This window comes from Synechococcus sp. GFB01 (genome assembly GCF_001039265.1).
GTDB lineage: Bacteria > Cyanobacteriota > Cyanobacteriia > PCC-6307 > Cyanobiaceae > NIES-981.
The window spans coordinates 21970-42491 of the sequence record NZ_LFEK01000013.1; the positions used below are offsets into that span (position 1 = coordinate 21970).

22 protein-coding genes and 5 pseudogenes are annotated in these 20522 nt (G+C 68.5%); 19 read left to right on the plus strand and 8 right to left on the minus strand.

What is annotated here, in order from left to right; translation table 11 throughout:
* Positions 1-53 precede the first annotated feature (53 nt).
* A complete protein-coding gene (locus SYNGFB01_RS02705) occupies positions 54-284 on the plus strand; it encodes a Nif11-like leader peptide family natural product precursor (RefSeq protein ID WP_048016822.1) in 231 nt (76 codons plus the stop codon).
* Between the two features lie 43 nt (positions 285-327).
* Here SYNGFB01_RS02705 and SYNGFB01_RS02710 read toward each other — a convergent pair whose 3' ends face one another.
* Entirely contained in the window at positions 328-558 is a 231-nt protein-coding gene (locus SYNGFB01_RS02710) for a hypothetical protein (protein ID WP_048016841.1), read from the minus strand.
* Positions 559-911: 353 nt separating this feature from the next.
* On the opposite strand from SYNGFB01_RS02710, the gene corA reads away from it, so the two are divergent.
* From corA to pstS, 6 genes are all read left to right on the plus strand, one after another.
* Entirely contained in the window at positions 912-2024 is a 1113-nt protein-coding gene (gene corA / locus SYNGFB01_RS02715) for a magnesium/cobalt transporter CorA (RefSeq protein ID WP_048016823.1), read from the plus strand.
* Between the two features lie 78 nt (positions 2025-2102).
* Entirely contained in the window at positions 2103-3134 is a 1032-nt protein-coding gene (locus SYNGFB01_RS02720; RefSeq protein WP_082325819.1) for a PstS family phosphate ABC transporter substrate-binding protein, read from the plus strand.
* Positions 3135-3156: 22 nt separating this feature from the next.
* Positions 3157-4125: a CHAD domain-containing protein gene (locus tag SYNGFB01_RS12305; protein ID WP_152669480.1), complete on the plus strand. Its 969-nt coding sequence runs from the start codon at positions 3157-3159 to the stop codon at positions 4123-4125.
* Between the two features lie 29 nt (positions 4126-4154).
* Entirely contained in the window at positions 4155-4352 is a 198-nt protein-coding gene (locus SYNGFB01_RS02730) for a hypothetical protein (RefSeq protein ID WP_048016824.1), read from the plus strand.
* Positions 4353-4483: 131 nt separating this feature from the next.
* The gene (locus tag SYNGFB01_RS02735) at positions 4484-5959 is read left to right on the plus strand and encodes an iron uptake porin (protein ID WP_048016825.1); all 1476 of its coding nucleotides are present in this window, start codon (positions 4484-4486) and stop codon (positions 5957-5959) included.
* A gap of 272 nt (positions 5960-6231) precedes the next feature.
* Positions 6232-7212: a phosphate ABC transporter substrate-binding protein PstS gene (gene pstS / locus SYNGFB01_RS02740; RefSeq protein ID WP_048016826.1), complete on the plus strand. Its 981-nt coding sequence runs from the start codon at positions 6232-6234 to the stop codon at positions 7210-7212.
* A gap of 77 nt (positions 7213-7289) precedes the next feature.
* On the opposite strand, the gene SYNGFB01_RS02745 is transcribed toward pstS, so the two are convergent.
* From SYNGFB01_RS02745 to SYNGFB01_RS02760, 4 genes are all read right to left on the minus strand, one after another.
* Positions 7290-7661, minus strand: coding sequence for a CrcB family protein (locus SYNGFB01_RS02745; protein WP_048016827.1), 372 nt, complete (start codon positions 7659-7661; stop codon positions 7290-7292).
* On the minus strand, positions 7658-8041 hold the full coding sequence (locus SYNGFB01_RS02750; RefSeq protein ID WP_048016828.1) for a CrcB family protein: 384 nt from the start codon (positions 8039-8041) through the stop codon (positions 7658-7660). The genes SYNGFB01_RS02745 and SYNGFB01_RS02750 overlap by 4 nt, the downstream gene beginning before the upstream one ends.
* On the minus strand, positions 8038-9291 hold the full coding sequence (gene arsJ, locus SYNGFB01_RS02755) for an organoarsenical effux MFS transporter ArsJ (protein WP_048016829.1): 1254 nt from the start codon (positions 9289-9291) through the stop codon (positions 8038-8040). The genes SYNGFB01_RS02750 and arsJ overlap by 4 nt, the downstream gene beginning before the upstream one ends.
* A gap of 9 nt (positions 9292-9300) precedes the next feature.
* Entirely contained in the window at positions 9301-10350 is a 1050-nt protein-coding gene (locus SYNGFB01_RS02760; RefSeq protein WP_048016830.1) for an ArsJ-associated glyceraldehyde-3-phosphate dehydrogenase, read from the minus strand.
* 179 nt (positions 10351-10529) lie between these two features.
* On the opposite strand from SYNGFB01_RS02760, the pseudogene SYNGFB01_RS02765 reads away from it, so the two are divergent.
* Together SYNGFB01_RS02765 and SYNGFB01_RS02770 are read left to right on the plus strand one after the other, a co-directional pair.
* A pseudogene (locus SYNGFB01_RS02765) lies at positions 10530-10706 on the plus strand (arsenical-resistance protein); the annotation flags it as partial.
* A 289-nt stretch (positions 10707-10995) separates the two neighbouring features.
* Positions 10996-11361 carry a CPBP family intramembrane glutamic endopeptidase gene (locus SYNGFB01_RS02770; protein WP_048016832.1) on the plus strand — a complete coding sequence of 122 codons (366 nt, stop codon included), beginning with the start codon at positions 10996-10998 and terminating at the stop codon, positions 11359-11361.
* Here the strand turns inward: SYNGFB01_RS02770 and SYNGFB01_RS02775 are convergent.
* Entirely contained in the window at positions 11319-12044 is a 726-nt protein-coding gene (locus tag SYNGFB01_RS02775) for a hypothetical protein (RefSeq protein WP_048016833.1), read from the minus strand. The genes SYNGFB01_RS02770 and SYNGFB01_RS02775 overlap by 43 nt on opposite strands.
* A gap of 49 nt (positions 12045-12093) precedes the next feature.
* On the opposite strand from SYNGFB01_RS02775, the pseudogene SYNGFB01_RS13630 reads away from it, so the two are divergent.
* The 6 genes and pseudogenes from SYNGFB01_RS13630 to SYNGFB01_RS16120 form a co-directional block, all read left to right on the plus strand.
* Positions 12094-12426 (plus strand): annotated as a pseudogene (locus tag SYNGFB01_RS13630) (ArsR/SmtB family transcription factor); the annotation flags it as partial.
* A gap of 135 nt (positions 12427-12561) precedes the next feature.
* A complete protein-coding gene (locus SYNGFB01_RS02780; RefSeq protein WP_048016844.1) occupies positions 12562-13200 on the plus strand; it encodes a Crp/Fnr family transcriptional regulator in 639 nt (212 codons plus the stop codon).
* A gap of 83 nt (positions 13201-13283) precedes the next feature.
* Positions 13284-13976 (plus strand): response regulator transcription factor, encoded by a 693-nt coding sequence (locus SYNGFB01_RS02785; RefSeq protein ID WP_048016845.1) that lies wholly within the window; start codon positions 13284-13286, stop codon positions 13974-13976.
* Complete coding sequence (locus SYNGFB01_RS02790; RefSeq protein ID WP_053068274.1) at positions 13969-15069, plus strand: cell wall metabolism sensor histidine kinase WalK; 1101 nt, start codon at positions 13969-13971, stop codon at positions 15067-15069. The genes SYNGFB01_RS02785 and SYNGFB01_RS02790 overlap by 8 nt, the downstream gene beginning before the upstream one ends.
* A 26-nt stretch (positions 15070-15095) precedes the next feature.
* Entirely contained in the window at positions 15096-15836 is a 741-nt protein-coding gene (locus tag SYNGFB01_RS02795; protein ID WP_048016834.1) for a hypothetical protein, read from the plus strand.
* Between the two features lie 237 nt (positions 15837-16073).
* A complete protein-coding gene (locus tag SYNGFB01_RS16120; RefSeq protein WP_369795466.1) occupies positions 16074-16505 on the plus strand; it encodes a dienelactone hydrolase family protein in 432 nt (143 codons plus the stop codon).
* A 15-nt stretch (positions 16506-16520) separates the two neighbouring features.
* Here SYNGFB01_RS16120 and SYNGFB01_RS02805 read toward each other — a convergent pair whose 3' ends face one another.
* Positions 16521-16733, minus strand: coding sequence for a hypothetical protein (locus SYNGFB01_RS02805; RefSeq protein ID WP_048016835.1), 213 nt, complete (start codon positions 16731-16733; stop codon positions 16521-16523).
* Positions 16734-16881: 148 nt separating this feature from the next.
* Between SYNGFB01_RS02805 and SYNGFB01_RS02810 the strand changes: the two genes are divergently transcribed.
* The 4 genes and pseudogenes from SYNGFB01_RS02810 to SYNGFB01_RS16125 form a co-directional block, all read left to right on the plus strand.
* On the plus strand, positions 16882-17145 hold the full coding sequence (locus SYNGFB01_RS02810; protein ID WP_048016836.1) for a hypothetical protein: 264 nt from the start codon (positions 16882-16884) through the stop codon (positions 17143-17145).
* 62 nt (positions 17146-17207) lie between these two features.
* Positions 17208-18187, plus strand: a pseudogene (gene cysK, locus SYNGFB01_RS02815) (cysteine synthase A).
* Positions 18188-18418: 231 nt separating this feature from the next.
* Positions 18419-18703, plus strand: a complete 285-nt coding sequence (locus tag SYNGFB01_RS02820; RefSeq protein WP_053068275.1) for a CAAD domain-containing protein — start codon at positions 18419-18421, stop codon at positions 18701-18703.
* 6 nt (positions 18704-18709) lie between these two features.
* Positions 18710-19333: pseudogene (locus SYNGFB01_RS16125) on the plus strand (hypothetical protein); the annotation flags it as partial.
* A gap of 162 nt (positions 19334-19495) precedes the next feature.
* On the opposite strand, the pseudogene SYNGFB01_RS16130 reads toward SYNGFB01_RS16125, so the two are convergent.
* Positions 19496-20434, minus strand: a pseudogene (locus SYNGFB01_RS16130) (class I SAM-dependent methyltransferase); the annotation flags it as partial.
* Between the last annotated feature and the right edge of the window lie 88 nt (positions 20435-20522).

Genomic DNA, 20522 nt, shown 5'->3' on the forward strand with positions numbered 1-20522 from the left:
TGCCGCCTTAACCGCTGCCCTCCAGGCTGAGTGGATCGATCGCGGTTTCCGGGATGAGCGGCCATCGGGATCTGATCGCCTTCCTCGACCTGGCCGCCGAGCTGGTGGAGCTGCAGTCGCGCATCCGCCAGGCCGAGCGGGCCGATCAGGTGGTGGCGCTGGCGCGCGACTTCGGCTTCTTCTTCTCGGCCGATGAACTCCTCGCCGCCCGGCCGCTGCCTGCCCTGGAGCACTGGAACTGGCTCTCAAGGTCCCTGCTCTGGCGTGAGGGCGCCGATCCCTGAGGCCCACCGGGTCGCAGCGTGAGGGACAGCGGCTCTGCCCCGCTCAGGGTTTCTGCTGGTTGAGCAGGGTCGATTTGCTGTCCTTCAGTTCCTTCCACATGCGCCGGATCTCGGCGAAGGCCTCCTCCTGGCTCACCTTGCCGTTGCTCTGGAGACCCACCAGCAGGCCCACCCGTTCGGCGAAGGATTCGAGGTTCTGGTGGAACAGAAGGCGCTGCGGGGTCCAGTCGCCGGCCCGGTAGCTCGAATGGGCCTCCATCGGCAGAGTGTCCATCGGAGGACGTTCCACGGGCAGGCGTTCCATGGGCAGGCGTGGCCGCGGAGCAGGGTCTGAGCCAGTCTGGCCGGAAGTGGCGGTCACACGACTTGGCTCACGCAGGCAACCCTACCGGCAGTGGTTTAAGGCCCGGTAAATCCGATTCCCAGGGCACGCCGGCGGCCAGCCGCCTGTGNCCTGGGGCACCGACGCCGGCGGTCGGCGGGGCAACGATGCGGCACCGTCCGAGCCCTGGCGATGNCCTCCCGGATGCGCACCCTCTGGACCGACATCCTCTGCTGTCTGCTCCTGTAGGCCGCCCTCGTGGCCGGGGGCCAGGTGGTGCAACGGTGGACCACCACTGAGCTGCCGTGCTGCGCGCCACCCCAGGCACTCTGAGTTCCCATCTGCTGGCGGAGCGTCCCGGCCTCCTGCCCAGCGCCCTCTATGTGCATGGAGGCCGCCAGCCCACCCGCTACTGCCTGGCGTTGATGCAACCGCAGGGGCCAAGGCTGATCGAGTGGGACGAACCGCCTGCCGTGCTGCCTTCGGCGACGTCGGCCACGCCGATCTGGCTGCGGGTGATCGGGCTCGCCCAGCCGGCCCAGATCCACGCCCTGCTCACCGCCCTGGGGGTTCCGGAGCTGCTGCTGCCGCCGCTGCTGGAGACGCCCCAGCGTCCCCGGGTGGATGGTCTGGGCGAGGCGCTGCTGGTGGTTCTGCACCGTCTGCGGCTGGCTCATGACAGCCAGCACCTGATCAGCAGCCAGGTGGGCATCCTGCTGATGCCGAATCTGCTGGTCACGGTGGAGGAGGCTGCCGACGGCGGCGCCTTCGTGGAGCTCACCCAGTGGCTCGAGGCACGCGCCGGTGGTGCGGATCAGCGCGACCTCGACGACATCGCCCACTACCTGGTGGATGCGCTGCTCGATGAACTGTTCCCCCTGCTGGAGCACATCGCCGATGCTCTCGATGAGATCGAGGAGAGCGCCCTGCGGCAGCCCCGGCCGCAGCTGCTGGAGCGCAGTTTCGTCTATCGCACCACGCTGCGCACGATCCGCAGCCAGGTCTGGCCCCTGCGTCACCAGATCCGCGTGCTGCTGCGCCAGGGCCAGGGCCTGCTGGGCCCGGAGGCGCGGGTGGGGTTCGAGGAGATCGGCGAGCTGGTGGAGCTGCTGTTCCAGAACTGCGAACTGCTGCGTCACCAGTGCGATGCGATCACCCAGGCCTATGCCGCCAGCGTGGGCAATCGCATGAATCAGGTGATGAAGACCCTCACGATTCTCACCAGCATCTTCGCGCCGCTCACCTTCATCGCCGGCATCTACGGCATGAACTTCCGGGTGATGCCCGAGTTGATCTGGTCCTTCGGTTACCCGCTGGCCCTGCTGCTGATGGCCGCGGTGGCTGCCATCCAGGCCTGGTGGCTGTGGCGGCGGGGCTGGTTCGACGACTGGACCCGGGTGCGGCCGGGTCGTCGTTGAGCCGCCGACAACCTGCCCTTAACCCGCCGGCCCCGGGGAGTCCTCCAGAGTCGAGTGCGGTTCATCCGTGCCGCTGGGATGACGAGATTTCTGTCACCGCTTGCTGCCGGGATCGTCGTGGCGCTGCCGGTGGTTCTGGCCGACCCGCCGGCTCGCGCGGCCGATCCGGTGGTGCGGATCAGCGGCTCGAGCACGGTGTTCCCGATCCTCGAGCAGGCCGTGCGGGTCTTCCAGGCCACCTGGCCCAGCCCTCCGGTCTCGATCAGCCTGCGGGAGGTCGGCTCCACGGCCGGCTTCCGGGAGTTCTGCAGGGGCACGCTGCCCCTGGCCAACGCCTCCCGTCCGATCAACGCCCAGGAGCTGCGCCAGTGTCGCGGGCGCGGCGTGACCTTCGTGGAGCTGCCGATCGCCTTCGATGCGATCACGGTGGTGGTCAACCCGCGCAACCCCTGGGCCTCCCGGATCTCCACCCAGGAGCTCCGCCGCCTCTGGAGCAGGGCGGCCGAGGGTAGGATCAGGCGCTGGAACCAGGTCAACCCGGCCTGGCCGGATCGGCCGATCCGGCTCTGCGGACCTGGCCCCGATTCGGGAACGTTCGACTATTTCAACAAGGCCATCAATGGCGACCCGGCCAATGCACGCCGTGATGTCACGACCAGCGAGGATGACCATCTGCTGGTGCGCTGCGTCAGCNATGATGTCAACGCTCTGGGATATTTCGGCTACGCCTACTACGCCGCCAATCGTTCCCGGCTGAGGCCTCTGGCGGTGGTCGGCCCTGCCGGTGCCGTTGAACCCTCCGTGGCGGCTGTGCAGCAGCAACGCTATGTGCCGCTCTTGCGCCCTCTCTTTCTCTACGTGAACGATCGGCAGCTGCTCGAGCGCTCCGAGCTGCGTCGCATCGTGACCTTCACCCTGCAGAACGGGCTCCAGCTGGTGAAGCAGGCCGGCTCTATCCCGCTGCCGCCCGACACCTACAGGCTGGTGGAGACGAAGCTTTACCGCCATGTTCTCGGCACCGCCTTCGGCGGCGATCTGCCGGTTGGGCTGAGCATCAGTCAGACCCTGCAGCGCAGCCTGGAGGCGCTCAAGAAACCCGCATACCGTTGAGAGATCGGGATGGGTGATCTGGATGACTGATCGATCTCCGCCGCGGGTGCTCACCAACGGATCGCTGGCCCACGGCCTGATCGAGCAGCATCTGCAGCGGGTGGTGAAGTGTCATCAGCGGGTGCTCGATCGCGAGGATCCCGAANCCCTGCACCAGATGCGCGTGGCGATGCGGCGGCTGCGCACCACCCTGCAGCAGTTCGCGCCGCTGCTGGATCTGCCCAGTGCGGTCACCGACAGCCGCCTGGCGAAATCAGTGCGACGGCTCGGTCTGGCCCGGGATCTCGATGTGCTGCAGGGACGGCTGGTGGAGACCCTCATGCCCCAGCTGCCCGAAGCCGAGGTGGCCGCGCTCAGGCCGGTGCTGCGCACCCTCAGACGCGAGCGCGATCTGGCCCAGGAGCACCTCGAGAAGGTGATCCGCAGCAGCGGCCACCTGGAGCTCGTGGCGGCCCTTCAGCGCTGGCTGAAAGCGCCAGGCTTCACGCCTCTGGCCGATCAGCCGGCCGGCGAGTGGATGGTGGAGTGGCAGCTGCCCTTCCTGCAGGCCCTGATGCTGCACCCCGGCTGGCTGGCGCCGAGCTACAGCGCCGATGCCGACACCCTCCACGACCTTCGCAAGCAGATCAAGACGGCGCGCTATCGGCTCGAGAATCTGGCGCCTCTCACCAGCGGGATCCTCGCCCCCGTGATCAGCCGGCTGCGGCTGAGCCAGGACCTGCTNGGGGAGCTCAACGATCTCCAGGTGCTGCGCAAGGCGATCGACGATCAGGTGCCCAGCGCTCTGGATCAGAGCCTGCCGCAGCTGCACTGGCTGCTGGAGCAGAACAGCCGCCGCTGCTGGACCCTGTGGCGGGAGCAGGTCGACCTGCTCTGGCCCCCGCGCCGNCGTCGACGCCTCCCCCTGGCGGTGATGCAGGCCTCGCAGCCGGTAGGACCTCTGAATGCGGTTAAGGGTGGGTTAATGCGGCTGCTGCTGGTCTTCGGCTAAGGCTGGGGCAGGGCTGTCTGTTTTCAACCATGAGCCTCGAGGATTCGATCCTGCTGCAGAGCGATGCCAGGCTGGCGGACCTGGGCTCCCTGCTGGTGTTTCGATACTGGCTCCACTGCCAGCTGCAGGAGATGGCAGGTGGAGATGCCGCTGCCCTGGATCCCCTCGACCCCGACGAATGGGCTGAATCCGCTCGCGAGCAGCACACCAGCCGCCTGTTCTTCTGAACTGGGGGTTGGCGGCCCAGGTGTTCTGGAATACACGCTCCTGTGGCTGGCGCATAGCCCCGATCGCCGCCTGATCGATACGATCGGCGCGACTTCCTTAGGAAGTCTTCATCTATCGGTGTGAGGACCCGATGAAACCCTTCCAACAGCTGCTGCTGGTCGCGGCCGGCACCAGCCTGATCGCCCCTGCGGCGGCACCCGCCGCCGAGCTCAATCTCGACGACGTGAACCGCTACGCCGTCAAGGAGCAGGTCACCAGCATCTCCCAGTTTGGCGATGTGAAGCCCACCGACTGGGCCTACCAGGCGCTCTCCAACCTGATCGAGCGCTACGGCTGCGTGGCCGGCTATCCCGACGGCACCTACCGGGGCCAGAAGGCCATGACCCGCTTCGAGGCGGCCGCCCTGCTGAACGCCTGCCTCGACCGCGTCACCGAGGTGACCGACGAGCTGAAGCGCCTGATGGCCGAGTTCGAGAAGGAGCTCGCCATCCTCAAGGGCCGCGTGGATGGCCTCGAGGCCAAGGTGGGCGAGCTGGAGGCCAGCCAGTTCTCCACCACCACCAAGCTCAAGGGTGAGGCCAGCTTCATCATCGGTGGCGTCGACGACTGGTTCAACAGGTCCGGCAACGCCAATGAAGTGACCTTCAACTACGACTCGCGCCTGAGTCTCGATACCAGCTTCTCCGGCAAGGACCTGCTGCGCACCCGGCTGAGGGCCGGCAACTTCTCCGCTGATCCCTTCGGCAGCGCCAGCAACGTCTTCAAACTCGATAAATCCTACGAGAGTGATGATGTTGTTGAGATCGACCGTCTATTTTATGCCTTCCCGGTCGGCGATCGGGTGAGGCTCACCGTGGGTGCCCTGGTGCGCAACACCGAGATGCTCACCTTCCTGCCCTCGGCCTATAAGTCGGACATCCTCGACTACTTCAGCGTGGCCGGTGCTGCAGGCACCTACAACAAGGCCACCGGCGCCGGTGCCGGCTTCTCCTGGCAGCAGAAGGTGAAGAAGGGCAATCCCTTCCTCACCTTCGATGCCAACTGGGTGTCTCAGAATGGCTACGCCGATTCCACGGTGGGTGCCTTCGCCGAGGACGGCGCTCAGAACATCCTTGCTCAGCTGGGTGTGAAGGGCCAGAACTGGGGTGCAGCCGTGGCCTACCGCTATGGCACCGAAGGTGCTCAGCTGCGCGATCCCAACAGTGCTCCCCGCACCCTGCTGGATGGTCAGAGCAGCAACAGCGTGTCGTTCGGCGCCTTCTGGCAGCCTAAGGAAGCCGGTTGGATCCCCTCGATCTCCGCAGGCTTCAGCTACACGGATATCTCGGATGGCGTGCCTGACCGGGATGAGATCTGGTCGTGGATGGGCGGTCTGCAGTGGAAGGACGTCTTCGCCAAGGGCAACAGCGCCGGCTTCGCCATCGGCCAGCCCCTGTTCACCCAGGAGGACGATGATGGCCTGATGTATGAGCTCTTCTACAAGTTCCAGGTGACCGACAACATCTCGATCACGCCGGCAGTCTTCTACATCGACAACAACTATAACGACCTCAACGACGGCGACAGCACCTTCGGCGGCGTGATCCAGGCCACCTTCAAGTTCTGAGCCTGACTGGCCATCGGCCAGGTCAGTCTCCCGACTAAAATCCGACTCGGCTAAAATCCGATTCGATCGGTCCTCACACATCACTCTTGGCCTCTCCGCGCGCGGAGAGGCNTTTTTTGTGTGCAAGACCATCCGGTGCCGTTTCAACGGCTCTCGATTCGGCGATGCTTGTGGCGCCTATGCGCAGCGGATCTTGGGCGTTCCTTAACCTTGGCCTAACGACTCAGGTTCGCGCCGATTGCTATTCAGGATCTGACCCAAAAGTCTTTCCCATGACCTTCGCCAAGAAGGCCCTCTGCACCGCCGGCCTCGCAGTTGCCGCCGGCCTTGCCGTTCCCGTGCTGGCGCAGGCCACCATCAGCGGAGCCGGTGCCTCCTTCCCCGCTCCCTTCTATCAGGCGGCTTTCCAGAGCGCCGCATCCAAAGGTGTGCGGGTGAACTACCAGTCGGTGGGTTCCGGCGCCGGTGTGCGTCAGTTCGTGGCCGGATCGGTGGATTTCGGCGCCACTGATGAGCCGATCAAGGCCTCCGAGGCCGCCAAGGTGAAGCGCGGCGTGGTGCAGTTTCCTGCCGTGGGCGGCACCATCGCCATCGCCTACAACAAGCCCGACTGCCCCAGCCTGAAGCTCACCCAGAAGCAGGCCGTGGATATCTTCCTCGGCAAGATCAGCACCTGGGATCAACTCAAGTGCGGCAAGGGCAAGATCACGGTGGCCCACCGCTCCGACGGCAGCGGCACCACATTCGCCTTCACCAATTCCCTTTCCGCCTTCTCCTCCGAGTGGAAGAGCAAGGTGGGCGAGGGCAAGAGCGTGAAATGGCCCGTGGGCGTGGGTGGCAAGGGCAATGAGGGTGTGGCGGGCGTGATCAGCAACACCCCCNGGGCCATCGGCTACGTGAACCAGGCCTTCGTGAAGGGCAAGATCAAAGCAGCGGCTCTGCAGAACAAGGCCGGCAAGTTCGTGATGCCCACCCTCAAGGGCGGTACCGCGGCGCTGAACAACATCCGGCTCGACGCGAACCTGGCCGGAGAGGATCCCAATCCCGCCNGGGCTGACAGCTATCCGATCAGCACCCTCACCTGGATCCTCGCCTACGAGAAGGGCAACGGCGCCAAGGCCGGCGATATCCGTAACGCCATGCTCTACCTGCTGGGCCCCGCCCAGAACATGGCTGACAATCTCGGCTATGTGCCCCTCAAGGGCAGCATCCTGGCTCAGTCGAAGAAAGCCGTGGCCCGCATCGGCCGCTGATGCGCAGCACCAGCCAGCGGCTGTTCCGATGGCTGTGCTGATCCTCGGGGGGCGTCAAGCCCCCTTTTCTCATGGCTTCACCGCCAGCGCCGGGCGGCCAGGCTGCTGCCCAGCTGCACCAGGCCCAGCCCGCCCATCAGGCTCACCGCCAGCTGCAGCGCCGCCAGCAGGCTGCGGCCGGTCTCGAGTTGACGCACCAGCTCCAGCATCCAGCTGGAGAAGGTGGTGAGCGAACCGCAGAAGCCGATGCCGCCCCAGAGATAGAGGCTGTCGCGGCGTGAGGGCTGGCCCAGCAGCACGCCGATCAGCAGGCAGCCGATCAGGTTGGCGAGCAGGATGGCCTGAGGTGGCATCGTCAGCTCCAGCTGCCAGCGCAGCAGGGCTCCGGGGATCGCCCCGGCGGCCACGAGGCCCAGATCGCGAAGCTCCCGCTTCAGCCGGTGGTTCACGGATGGCGCCCCAGTGCCAGGCCCGCCTTCAGGGCCAGCAGACCGGCCAGCACCGACCCTCCGACCAGCAGGGCGGCCTCGGCGTGGTGCCTTCGCAGCAGGGCGGCCCGCACTTCAGCCATGAAGGTGGAGAAGGTGCTGAAGCTGCCCAGGAAACCGGTGGCCAGCAGCAGCATCAGCCGCTGGGCCGCCACCCCGCAGCTCTGCTGCAGCCCCACCACCAGGCCCAGGGCGAAGGCGGCGATCACGTTCACCCCGAACGTGCCCCAGTGCCTGCGGGGCAGCATCGGCTCCAGGTGGTTGACGACCCGGAAGCGCAGCCAGGCCCCGGGCACGGCGCCGATCGCCACCAGCAGCGCGGCGGAAGCGGATCCGTTCATGCCGGCAGCTGCCGGGGTGGGGCGGGCAGGCGGGTGCTGACCAGCCAGGCCAGGGCCACCAGCAGCGCCGAGGTCCAGAGGCAGGCCTCCAGCCCGCCCTTGAGGAACAGCCAGCCCGAGAGCAGGGTGCCGAGCAGGCGGCCGGCGGCGTTGGCCATGTAATAGAAGCCCACGTTGAGGCTCACGGCTTCAACCTCGGTGTAGGCCAGCACCATATAGCTGTGGATCGACGAATTCATGGCGAACACCACCCCGAAGGCGGCCAGACCCACCACCACGGCGACGGCTGGGTTGCCCGCCTCGCGAGCCAGGGCGATGGCGATCACTGCCGGGATCGCCGTGAGCAGGGCGCTCCAGAACTGCACCGCGGCCGGCCCCGGCGGGGCGCTGCGGCCGCAGGCCCGCCGCAGCGCAGGCGCCGAGCCCTGCACGATCCCGTAGCCGATCACCCACAGGCCCATGAAGGCACCCACCTCCCAGAAGCGCCAGCCGAGGGCCGCCTGCAGAAACACGGGCAGGGCCACCACGAACCACACGTCGCGGGCGCCGAACAGGAAGAAGCGCGCCAGCGAGAGCACATTGATGCCCCGCGACTTGGAGACCAGCGCCGTGAATTTCGGCTTCGCTTTCATGCGGCCGATCTCCGCCGGCAGCACCAGCGTGAGCAGGAAGGCCACGAACAGCCCTGCCGCCATCGCCCCCACGGCGGCATTGAAGCCGATCGTGGTGAGCAGCAGGCCACCGAGGAAGAAGCCCACCCCCTTGAGGGCGTTCTTGGAGCCGGTGAGAATCGCCACCCACTGGAACAGCTGGCTCTCGCCCCGGCGGTGATCCTCGGGCGTTTCCGGCACCACGGTTCGGATGGCGCTCTTGGCGCTCATCTTGTTGAGGTCCTTGGCGATGCCGCTGATCGCCTGGGCCACCATCACGTAGGCCACGCTNNNCCACCACCGGGGCCAGGAATCGGCCACCGGGATCAGCATCAGCAGGGCGGCCACCTGCATCAGGGTGCCGGCCCAGAGTGTGAGGCGCAGCCCGAAGCGGGCGCCCAGCCAGCCGCCGGTGAGGTTGGTCACGATCCCGAAGAACTCGTAGAAGAGGAACAGGAAGGCGATTTCCAGGGTGCTGTAGCCGAGCTCGTGGAAGTGGAACACCACGAGCATGCGCAGGGCGCCGTCGGTGAGGGTGAAGGCCCAGTAGTTGGCCGTCACGATGGCGTACTGCTGGAGGGCTGATAGGGCGCGGTCCATGGCGTCGACTCAGCGCGCATCCAGGAGAGCCACGTGGCAGACCAGATCTGCCATGCGGCAGCTGTAGCCCCACTCGTTGTCGTACCAGGCGTAGACCTTGAGCTGGGTGCCGTTCACCACCATCGTGGAGAGGCCATCGACGATGGCGCTGCGGGCATCGTTGACATAGTCCACCGAGACGAGCGGTCGGGATTCGTAGCCCAGAATTCCTTTCAGTTCTGCGTTGGCGGCCTCCTCGNAGGCCAGGTTCACCTCTTTCGCTGTGACGGTGCTCCTGAGCTCAAACACCGCATCGGTGAGCGAAGCATTCAGAAGCGGCACCCGCACCGCGTGGCCATTGAGCTTGCCCTGAAGCTCCGGGAAGATCATGCCGATCGCCTTGGCGGATCCGGTTGTGGTGGGGATCAGGCTCTGGCTGCAGGAGCGAGCCCGGCGGAGATCGCTCTTGAAGCCATCCACCACCACCTGGGTATTGGTGACGTCATGCAGGGTGGTGATCGAGCCATGTTCGATGCCGAAGCGCTCGTGCACCACCTTCACCACCGGCGCCAGGCAGTTGGTGGTACAGGAGGCGGCGGAGATCAGCCGGTGAACGCTCGGGTCGTAGAGGTGGTGGTTGATCCCATACACGATGTTGAGCGCTTCGGCGCCAGCGATCTCACCTATCACGGGGCAGGCCACCACAACCCGCCTGAGGCCCACCGCATCGAAATAGGGCTGCAGCGTTTCGGGCGTCTTGAATGTGCCGCTGCACTCCAGCACCATCTCCACGCCGGCCTCGCGCCAGGGCACGGCGGTGGGATCCCTGTGCTGGCTGTAACCCACGCAGCGGCCCGCCACCCGGAAGCCCCCATCCCCCGCTTCCACCGCCTCGGGCCAGCGCCCGTGCACCGAATCGAACTGCAGCAGGTGGGCGGCGGTCCGGGCATCGCCGCCGCTGTCGTTGACATGCACAAGTTCGTAGCCCCCGGCTTCCGCGGAGCGGTGGGCGGGCCGGCCCCAGAGGGCCCGGAACACCAGGCGGCCGATGCGGCCGAAGCCGTTGATGCCGATTCTCATGACGCCGGGCCAGAGGCGGGAACGGCCGCAAACTAGATCAAGTTGATTTGATGCATCAAGACGGGTTGATGGTATGGGTATCGGGTGACACCAGGTGTGCCGGACGGATTCGCATGGGCGTGTTCGAGCGCTGGCTCAGCCTCTGGGTGGCGCTGGCGATCGCCGCCGGAACCCTGCTGGGGCTGGCGGTGGCCGTGGCGATCAGCCTGTTCGGCGTGCGCTCCGGCGCAGNCCTGGCCACAGTGGTGGGGGTGCTGGTGGAGGTGCCGGTGATGCTCGCGCCGGTGGCCGTGTGCAATCGCTGCGCCTGGCTGTTCCCCTGGCCGGNCGAGGCCGGTTCCCGCCTGAATCGCTGATGGAGCAGGCCGCCGGCCAGGGTCGTCTCCGCCAGACCCTGGCGCTGCTCGCCGCGATCGCTGTGGTGGGGGGCCTGACGCCCTGGACGCCCTTCGCCACCTGGGCGGCCCTGGCGCTCTACCTGGTGGGCAGCCTGGTGCTGCTGGCCTGGCGGGTCTTCCATCTGCAGGAGGCGGAGGCCCTGTTTCTGCGAGGGCCGGGGCTGCGGGCCTCGCTGCTCTGGGGCGGGGGGCTTGGGGTCGTGCTGCTCATCGCTGGCCTGATCGGCCTGCCGGCGATGCGGGCGCCATGGCGAGCGAGCCGGGTTCGCTGCCTCTCGAGGCGGTGCGGGGGCTGTTGTTCGGCCGCGGGCTGGTGCTGCTGCTGCCGCTGCTTGTGCTCGCCGAGGAAGGCCTCTGGCGGGGGCTGCTGCTCTCGGCTCTGCTGGAGAGCGGGCTCACGCCCGTCTGGAGCGTGGTCGTCTCCACCCTGGCGTTCGGCCTCAACCACCTGGCGGTGGCGCCTCTCGCCCTCGCCGAGCGGGGTCTTCTGGCCCTGATGGCCCTGCCGCTCGGCCTGGTCACCGCCGTGCTCACCGTTCGGACCCGCTGTCTCTGGGGCGGGGCGCTGCTTCACCTGCTGCTGATCGGCGCCATGCTCGGCAGCCTGCGATAGGCGATCAGCCCCACCGCCAGGTAGGCCAGGCTCTTGGGGATCATCAGCAGACCGAGCAGCGGTTGCCGCTGGATCCACAGCAGCACCGGTAGATGGCACAGGGCCGAGAACAGCAGCAGTCCGCCGATGGCCCGCTGCCAGCGCTGGTCGGGGCCGGATGCACACCCATAGAGCCCCCCCAACCCCAGGGTGAGCAGCAGCAGCGGCAGGTTGCGCAGCGCTGCCCACGGCTGCGGCGGAATCACCGCCCCCCAGTCGTTCTGGGGGAGAGCGAGCAGTGCCAGTCGCAGCAGCGCCAGCGCCAGCAGAGCCCGGGGGAGCAGACCCCAGCCTCTGCCGCTCAACCGCCGCTGGGCCTGCAGCAGCAGCAGGTCAAACCCCGTCACGGTGACGGCCGTGGCCAGGGCGCCGAAACCGATCAGGGGCAGATCGACGGGGCCCAGCCGCAGCGTCAGGCCGGGATCGCCCAGGCCCAGGGCCACCAGCCTCAGGCCCACATGGGCCGTGTCGCCGAGGGCCAGCAGGCCGAATGCCGCCGCCAGCGGCCCGCCGCACCAGCGGGCGGGCGGCGCTGATCGTCTCAGCCGAGCGGCCAGGGCCAGCACCAGCATCCACAGCATCACCAGATAGGCCGCGTCGAAGATCAGCTCCGCGGCGACCCCGGCTTCGCTCGCTTTCAGCATCGGTGGCAGCCCGGCCGCTTTCTAAGGTTGCTCGAGTTCCGGCCGCGGCATGCCATCGGCGCCTGAAAGCCCTGCCGCAGCCTTCCGGGGGCCGGCTGCGCTCGAGAGCGACCAGGCCCGGCTGCTGCTCAGGGCGCTGGCCGACCCGATCCGGCTGCAGGTGATTCAGGCCCTGGCCGCGGGCGAGCGCTGCGTCTGCGATCTCACGACCGACCTGGGCCTGGCCCAGTCGAAGCTCTCTTTCCATCTCAAGGTGCTGCGCGAGGCGGGCCTGGTCGCCGATCGTCAGAGCGGGCGCTGGGTCTACTACCGGCTGCGGCCTGAAGCCATCGCCGCGCTGGGCGCTTGGCTCAGCACGCTGATCACCGCCTGCGACCAGCCCCATCGGGCTGCGCCTGAGCGCCGGCGCCTGCGGTCCGCCAGCCGCTTACCAACTCTTAAACCCCGCTCTACCGCTCCTTTGCCCCGCCACGATGTGCGCTCCATAACGTGGCGCCGTAGTCCGGCTCAGGCCGACATGGTGTTCTCGCCAGCTCCGCAGGCCGATTCCCGTGGTGCCTTTCGTCAGCTGCTGGAGGCCAGTTACCAGCGCCGCGGCCTGGTGCACCTGGCCGCGGGCAGCAGTGTGCCCCTTCTGAAGAAGAGCGTGTGGGTGGTGGTGCGCGGCATGGTGCGGCTGAGCACCTGCTCGTTCCAGGGCGATGAGCTGCTGGTGGGCCTGGCCGGACCCAACGAACCCTTCGGGGAGCCGCTCACGAGCCTGGAGGCCTACGAGGCCCGTGCGCTCACCGCCTGCGATCTGCTGTGCCTCAGCTGTGATGAGATCGCACGCTCCCCCCACCTCGCCATGGCGGTGCTGCAGGGCCTCGGCGCCCGCTACCGCCAGAGCGAGGCGCTGCTGGCCCTGCTCGGCCTGCGCCGCATCGAGGACCGGGTGCGCGGCTTCCTCGAGCTGATCGCCCACGACTACGGTCAGCCGTGCGATCAGGGGCTGCGTCTCGATCTGCGCCTCACCCACCAGGAGATCGCCAACGCCCTCAGCACCACGCGGGTCACCGTGACCCGGGCCCTGGGCCACCTGCGTGATCAGGGCTGGCTGCAGCTCGATCAGCAGCGGCGCCTGGTGATCAGCCATCTCCCCGCCGGTCGCGCCTGAACCGGCAGCGGCGGCAGGTGGATCGGGGGGTGGCTGCCGAGTCGGTGTTCTGGGGCGCGACCCTGGTTCGCGAGAATGGCGCCATGCCAGCGCGCCTGCTTCTCGTCGAAGACGACGAAACGATCCGCGAAACGATCCGCGAAGCCCTCGAGCAGGAGGGGTTCGGGGTCACGGCCTGCGGCAACGGCCGCGAAGCCCTGCAGGTGCTGCAGCAGGGTCCGCAGGAGGAGAGCTTCGCGCTGGTGGTGCTCGACCTGATGCTGCCCGGTCTCGGCGGGTTGGAGATCTGCCGCCAGATGCGGGCGGCCCAGGATCAGACCCCGATCCTGGTGGTGAGCGCCCGCGACACCGAAACCGATCGGGTGCTGGGCCTGGAGGTGGGGGCCGACGACTATCTGATCAAGCCCTTCGGCATGCGCGAGCTGGTGGCCCGCTGCCGCGCCCTGCTGCGCCGCAGCAACGGTCAGTCCGCTCAGCCGCGGGTTCTCGCCCACGCCAACCTGCGCCTTTTTCAGGAGGAGTGCCGCGTCACCCGCGACGGCGTCGACGTGAATCTCTCTCCCAAGGAATACCGGCTGCTGGAGCTGTTCATGCAGCATCCGCGCCGCGTCTGGAGCCGGGACAAGCTGCTGGAGCACGTCTGGGGCATCGACTATTTCGGTGACAGCAAGACGGTGGACGTGCACATCCGCTGGCTGCGCGAAAAGCTCGAGGACAACCCCTCCGCCCCGGTTCACCTGCTCACCGTGAGGGGTTTCGGCTACCGCTTTGGCTGAGCCCCTGGGATGGTTGCGGCGGCGGCGGCGGCCGGCGGAGCTTCCCAGCGCCCGCCAGCTGCTCAGCCTGATGGATGCCGCGCCCACCGGCTGGATCCTCCTGGACCCGCTCGGCCAGGTGCGCCATGTCAATCCCCGCGCCGAGCAGCTGCTGGCGAGCAACATCGCTCTGCCCGCCGATGGTCTGCCCCTGGAGAGCCTCTGCAGCGATGCTGAGCTGGCCGCCTGTGTGGCCATCGCCCGCCGCCAGGACAGACCCCAGCGCCTGGAGTGGCGCTACCGCGACGAGGACCTGGATGTGCGGGTGGTGCCGACCAGCGGCGGTTGGCTGGGGGTGCAGCTGCAGACCCGCCGCTCCCTGGAGGCCCAGCTGGAGCAGCAGGAGCGCTGGGTGAGCGATGTGGCCCACGAGCTCAAGACACCGCTCACGGCCCTGCTGCTGGTGGGCGACAGCCTGGCGGCCCGGGTGAACAGCGGCAACGCCCACCTGGTGGAGCGCCTGCAGCGCGAACTGAAGCGGCTTCAGGAGCTGGTGGGCGATCTGCTGGAGCTCTCACGGCTGGAGAACACCCTGCCCGGCAGTGGCCTGCGGCTGTCCACGGTCGACCTGCCCGATCTGGTGCAGCAGGTCTGGGCGGGGCTGCGTCCCCTGGCCGAGCAGCGGGGAATCGTTCTGGAGGTGCTCGCGTCGCCGGGGCTCGCCATCCAGGCCGACCGCTCGCGGATGCACCGGGCTCTGCTCAACCTGCTCGACAATGCGCTGCGCTACAGCCCGGATGGCGAGCCCGTGCAGGTCAGCTTCGCCAGCAGCGTGGGCTGGATGCTGGTGGTGGTCCGCGATCGGGGGGCCGGCTTCAGCGACGAGGATCTCGAGCACATGTTCGAGCGCTTCTACCGCGGCGACCCCGCCCGGGTGCGCAGCCCCCGGGCCGGCAGCGGCCTGGGGCTGGCGATCGTGCAGCAGATCGCCCTGAGCCACGGGGGGCGCGTGCAGGCGCGCAACGATCCCGACGGCGGCGCTGTGGTGGAGCTGCTGCTGCCGTTGCATCTGCAATCGTTACAGCCCCTCTCCGGGCTGCAGGGCCCTGCATAGGGTCCAGACAGGAGATCCAGCGCGTGATGAAACACCACAACCTCAAGACGCTTCAGGCCCTCTTCGCCCATCCGCTGCAGCACGGCGTGCGCAGCTCCCGTGTGGAGGCCCTGTTCCGCAGCCTCGGAGCGGAGGTGACCCCGCTCGATGGCCGGCGCTTGCGCATCCAGATGCCCAATGGCGCGGAGACCTGGATCCACACCGGCTGCGGTGTCGGTCAGCCCGACCTCGACGCCGATGCGGTGATGCGGGTGCGCCATTTCCTCAAGGAAGCCGGCGTCACGCCCGACCACCCGGACGCGGAGCCGGCCGGACCCCGCGGCGACCAGAGCCGCCGGCTGGTGCTGCATCTCACCCACACCCGAACCGATGCGTTCCAGCTGGAGGGTGATGAGGTGGAGCATGCGGTGCTGCGGCCCTATGGCCTCTGGGGCAGCGGCGAGAACCTCACCCACCGCCACGACCGCGACATCGCCGGTCAGCGAGCCCCGATCGACACCGACTACCTGGCCCGGATCACCGAGGCGATCGCGGCGGCCGATGCGACGCTGCTGATGGGCCATGGCACCGGCGAGAGCGACATGCGGCAGGTGCTGCTCACCTACCTCGGCACCCACCGCCGCGACCTGCTCGATCGGATCGTGGGCGTGGTCACCCTGGATCACGCCAGTCCCAGCGAGGAGTCGCTGCTGGCCCTGGCCCGGGAGCATTTCGGCAACCTGCCCCATCGCCGCCCGATCCTGGTGCCGGGTCAGGCCGTCCCGTGACTGTCCCTCTGCCCGCGGGGCCGATCGAGGTGCAGGTGCCGGCAGGCGGCCGGCACCTGCCCGGTCAGCTGATGCTGCCGCCGGGCGCCGCGGGATTGGTCGTGTTTGCCCATGGCAGCGGCAGCAGCCGCTTCAGCGCCCGCAACCAGGCGGTGGCCGCGACGCTGCAGCAGGGCTCTCTCGCCACCCTGCTCTTCGACCTGCTGAGCGCCGAGGAGGAGCGGATCGACCGGCGGGATCGCTCGCTGCGGTTCGACATTCCCCTGCTCGCCGAGCGGGTGGTGGCCGCGATCGACTGGGCCCGGCAGGAGTCGGCCCTGGCGGCGCTGCCGATCGGTCTGTTCGGAGCCAGCACTGGCGCCGCCGCGGCCTGATCGGTGCGGCGGCCGGCCGGACCGGGTGCGGGCCGTGGTGAGTCGTGGTGGCCGGCCCGACCTGGCACTGGAGGCCCTGGGCCGGGTGCGCTGCCCCGTGCTGCTGCTGGTGGGCGGGGCGGATCTGGATGTGCTGGAGCTCAATTCCTGGGCCGCCGCCCGTCTGCAGGCGNCCCACAGCCTCGTGGTGATTCCCGGTGCCGGCCATCTGTTCGAGGAACCGGGCAGCCTGGAGGACGTGGCGATCCAGGCGCGGAACTGGTTCGCTCAGAACCTCACCGAGCGGCGTCGCTGAGCCGCCGCCGACGGCTCAGCGGGCATAGCCCGGATCCACCCAGCAGCGGGGCAGCGCTTCGCCCGATGGGAACCGCAGCGAGGCCTTGGCCACGGCCTGGGGATCCTGCATCTCCTCGCCGGCATGGATGCGGCCCAGCACGTCGGTGGCGAAGGGATCGAACAGCTGCTTGAGATCGAGCACCTCCAGCAGGCTCGCGTCATCGTCGTGCTGAATCTTCAGGAACATGGACCACCCTCCAGGGGTTCTGGGGTCAGTCTGAGCAGGCGTCGGTGGCGCTGGCCCGCCTGCTTAACAGTTCGCCGCCCCTCCCGGGTCAGTGCTGCTGCCGGCTCGGATCGATCTGGCTAGCGTTTGATGGTCGCCCGCTATCCCCATGCATTTCTGGGCTCCCGACATCGACCCGGCCCACCCGATGGAGTGCACCCAGGCCGAGCGATATGCCGTGCGTCGCCTCGACAACGCCCGCTTCCTCACCATCAACCCCGAGGACCAGCGGCTGCAGGAAGTGGGCAGCGCCGCAGAGGCCTACCTGTTTCACACCCATGAGGCCGCCCTCCGCGCCGCCCAGGACCTCAACCAGAACGGTCTGGGCCCAGTGGATGTGGTGAAGGTGGAGTGGGAGCCGGCCCAGCTCTGAGCCGGCCCGACCGGGGGGTGCCCTTAGGGTGCCCCGCAGCAGGCAGCCCGCAAGCCACAACCATGGCCAGCATCTTCGCCGACAACAGCCTCACGATCGGCCGGACACCCCTGGTGCAACTCAACCGGGTGACCCAGGGATGCAAGGCGCGGGTGCTGGCCAAGATCGAGGGCCGCAATCCGGCCTTCTCGGTGAAGTGCCGGATCGGAGCGGCAATGATCTGGCAGGCGGAGCAGGACGCCTGCTCGGCCCCGGCAAGGAACTGGTGGAACCCACCAGCGGCAATACCGGCATCGCCCTGGCCTTCGTGGCGGCGTCGCGCGGCATCCCGCTCACCCTCACCATGCCGGAGACGATGAGCCTGGAACGGCGCAAGCTGCTCACCGCCTACGGCGCCCATCTGGTGCTCACCGAGGGGCGGCTGGGCATGGCGGGAGCGATCGGTGCCGCCAATGAGATGGTGGCCTCCGATCCCGACCGCTACGTGCTGCTGCAGCAGTTCGCCAACCCCGCCAATCCCCGGATCCACCACGACACCACCGGCCCGGAGATCTGGGACGACAGCGAGGGTCAGGTGGATGCGCTGGTGGCGGGGGTGGGCACCGGCGGCACGATCACCGGCGTGAGCCGCTACATCAAGCAGACCCTCGGCCAGCCGCTCGTCTCGGTGGCGGTGGAGCCGGCCAGCAGTCCGGTGATCAGCCAGACCCGCGCCGGCGAGGAACTCAGGCCCGGTCCCCACAAGATCCAGGGCATCGGCGCCGGTTTCGTGCCGGCCAATCTCGATCTGGCGCTGGTGGATCGCGTCGAGACGGTCTCCGATGAGGAGGCTGTGACGATGGCCCGGCGGCTGATGAAGGAGGAGGGCATCCTGGCCGGCATCTCCTGCGGAGCCGCCACCACGGCAGCGCTGCGGCTGGCCCGCGAGGAGGCCTATACCGGCAAGACCATCGTGGTCGTGCTGCCCGATTCCGGCGAGCGCTACCTGAGTTCGGTGCTGTTCGAGGGCATGTTCGACGAGAAGGGCTTGGCCGCGCCCTGATGGTCGGCCTATAACCGCTACGGACTGCGCCGCCCCAGCCGTGACCCCCACCACGCTTGAGCCCGGCGCCGCCGTGGGTCAGCCTGCGCCGCAACCGCTGCAGACCCATCCGATCGCCGCTGCCGAGGCGGCACCCCTGGCCGTGCTGCAGGAATCCCGGCCAGGCCAGGCTGGCATCGTCGCTGGGGAGGACGCCCCCCGCGGCAGCCGCTGGCCCTGCTCGAGCGGCTGTTGGCTCAGCTGCTGGGCCTGCTCTCGGCCAGTCCGCTGCGCTCCCTCGACGATCTGCTGGCCGCCGGTCGCATCCTGATGCTGGCGCTGCTGGCCGGCCTGGCCCTGCGGCTCACCGGGGCCACCCTCGGCGCCATCAACGACCTCCCCCTGCTCGGCGGTCTGCTGGAGCTGGTGGGGCTCGTGAGCCTGCTCCAGTTCCTGGCCCGCCACGCCCTGCGTCAGCAGAAACGGGCTGAGCTGCTGGAGCGCATCCGCCAGCTGCGATCTAGGCTGCTTGGCTGAGAGGCCATGCATGTGTTTTTCCGCCACAGCCAGCTTCGGTGCCGCGGCGGTACTCACACCTGTTGGACTGGCCGCCGTTCAGATCGCCCGGCGCGGGATCCCGGCCGCTGGCTGCCGCTGGCCTTCACGCCCCTGTTGTTCGCCGTGCAGCAGGCGGTGGAGGGTCTGGTCTGGCTGCGCTTCGGTGGGGGCCAGAGCGGCGACCTGGCTGAGCTCAGGCCGGTCGCGCTGCCCTACCTGTGGTTCGCCTTTGCCCTCTGGCCGGTGTGGATCCCCTGGAGTGCCCTGCGGATCTGCGGCGTGGGCGGCGCTCCCTGGCGCCGCCGGGTGATCCGGATCCTCTGGGCCCTCNGGCTGGTGCTGGCCCTGCTGCTGTGGCTGCCGCTGCTGGCCGACCCGGAGCGGATCACTCCGGTGGTGAGGCAGGGCTCGATCGACTACCAGGTGATCCTGCCTGGATCGGCGCTGGTGAGCCACGGACTGGTGACCCTGGTCTACGCCACGATCATCTGCCTGCCGCTGCTGCTCACCCCCAGCCGGCGGGTGTGGCTGCTGGCCGCCGCCCTGGCGCTGGCCTTCGCCGTGGCCCAGCTGGGCTTTCTCTATGCCTTCAGCTCGGTGTGGTGCTACTTCAGTGCCGTGCTCTCCGCCCTGGTGGTCTGGATCCTGCTGCGGGCCGAGTCGCCGGCCAGGGCGCACGCACCGGCCCTGATCGAGCGGTANNGGGGGGCGGCTGACGGCGCCGGCTACGTTGGCCTTGGTCAGCACCAGCTGCCAGAGCTGGCCCTGTCGCGAGCGGAAGAAGCCGGCGCAGCAGAGCAGGTAGTAGCGCCAGAAGCGGCGGAAGCGTTCTGCGGCCTCCAGCCCCGCCGCCCCCCCGCCGCTGCGCTCGGTGATCAACGGGTCCAGATCGGGCCAGGCGGCTTCCACGTTGGCGTGCCAGGCCATCAGGGTGCGGTCGTAGTCAGGACCGAAGTTGTGCCAGTCCTCGATCAGCCAGTCGTGCTCCAGGGCGCCGGCCAGTTCGCCCGGTGACGGCAGGCGGCCGTGGGGAAACACGTGGGCATCGATCCAGGGATCGGTGCGGGAGCTGCGGCAGCGGTAGCCGATCGTGTGCAGCAGGAACAGNCCCTCATCCCGGAGGGCATTCCGCACCGCGGCGAAGAAGGTGCGGGCATTGCGCGCCCCCACGTGCTCGTACATCCCCACCGACACGACCCGATCGAACGGTCCGCAGCCCAGCCGATCGAGCCTGCGGTAGTCGCACAGCTCGAAGCGCAGCGGCAGATCGCCCCACTGCCGGCGGGCCCCATCCAGCTGCTGCTGCGACAGGGTGATGCCCACGGCCTCCACGCCGTAGTGACGGGCGGCATAGGCGGCCAGTCCGCCCCAGCCGCAGCCGATGTCGAGCAGGCGCTGGCCGGGCGCCAGCTCGAGCTTCTCGCAGATCAGCCGCAGCTTGTGCTCCTGTGCCTCGGCCAGATCGGCGGCCTGCTCCCAGTAGCCGCAGCTGTACTGGCGCCAGGGATCGAGCATCGCGGCATACACCTCGGGGTGGATGTCGTAGTGCTGCCGGGCCACCTGGGTGGAGCGGGCGATCGACTGCAGATTGATCAGTCGGTCGCGCAGCACGTGGCCCACGGCCGATGGCCAGCCGCCCTGACCGAGCCGGTCGTCGGCACGGGCCAGCAGCAGCCGGGTGAAGAGGGCATCGAGGGCCTGGCAGTCCACAGCCCATCCACATAGGTGTCGCCCAGGCCCAGCGAGCCGCGCCGCATCACGGCCCCGATCACGGCCGGATCGTGCAGCTGGAGATCCC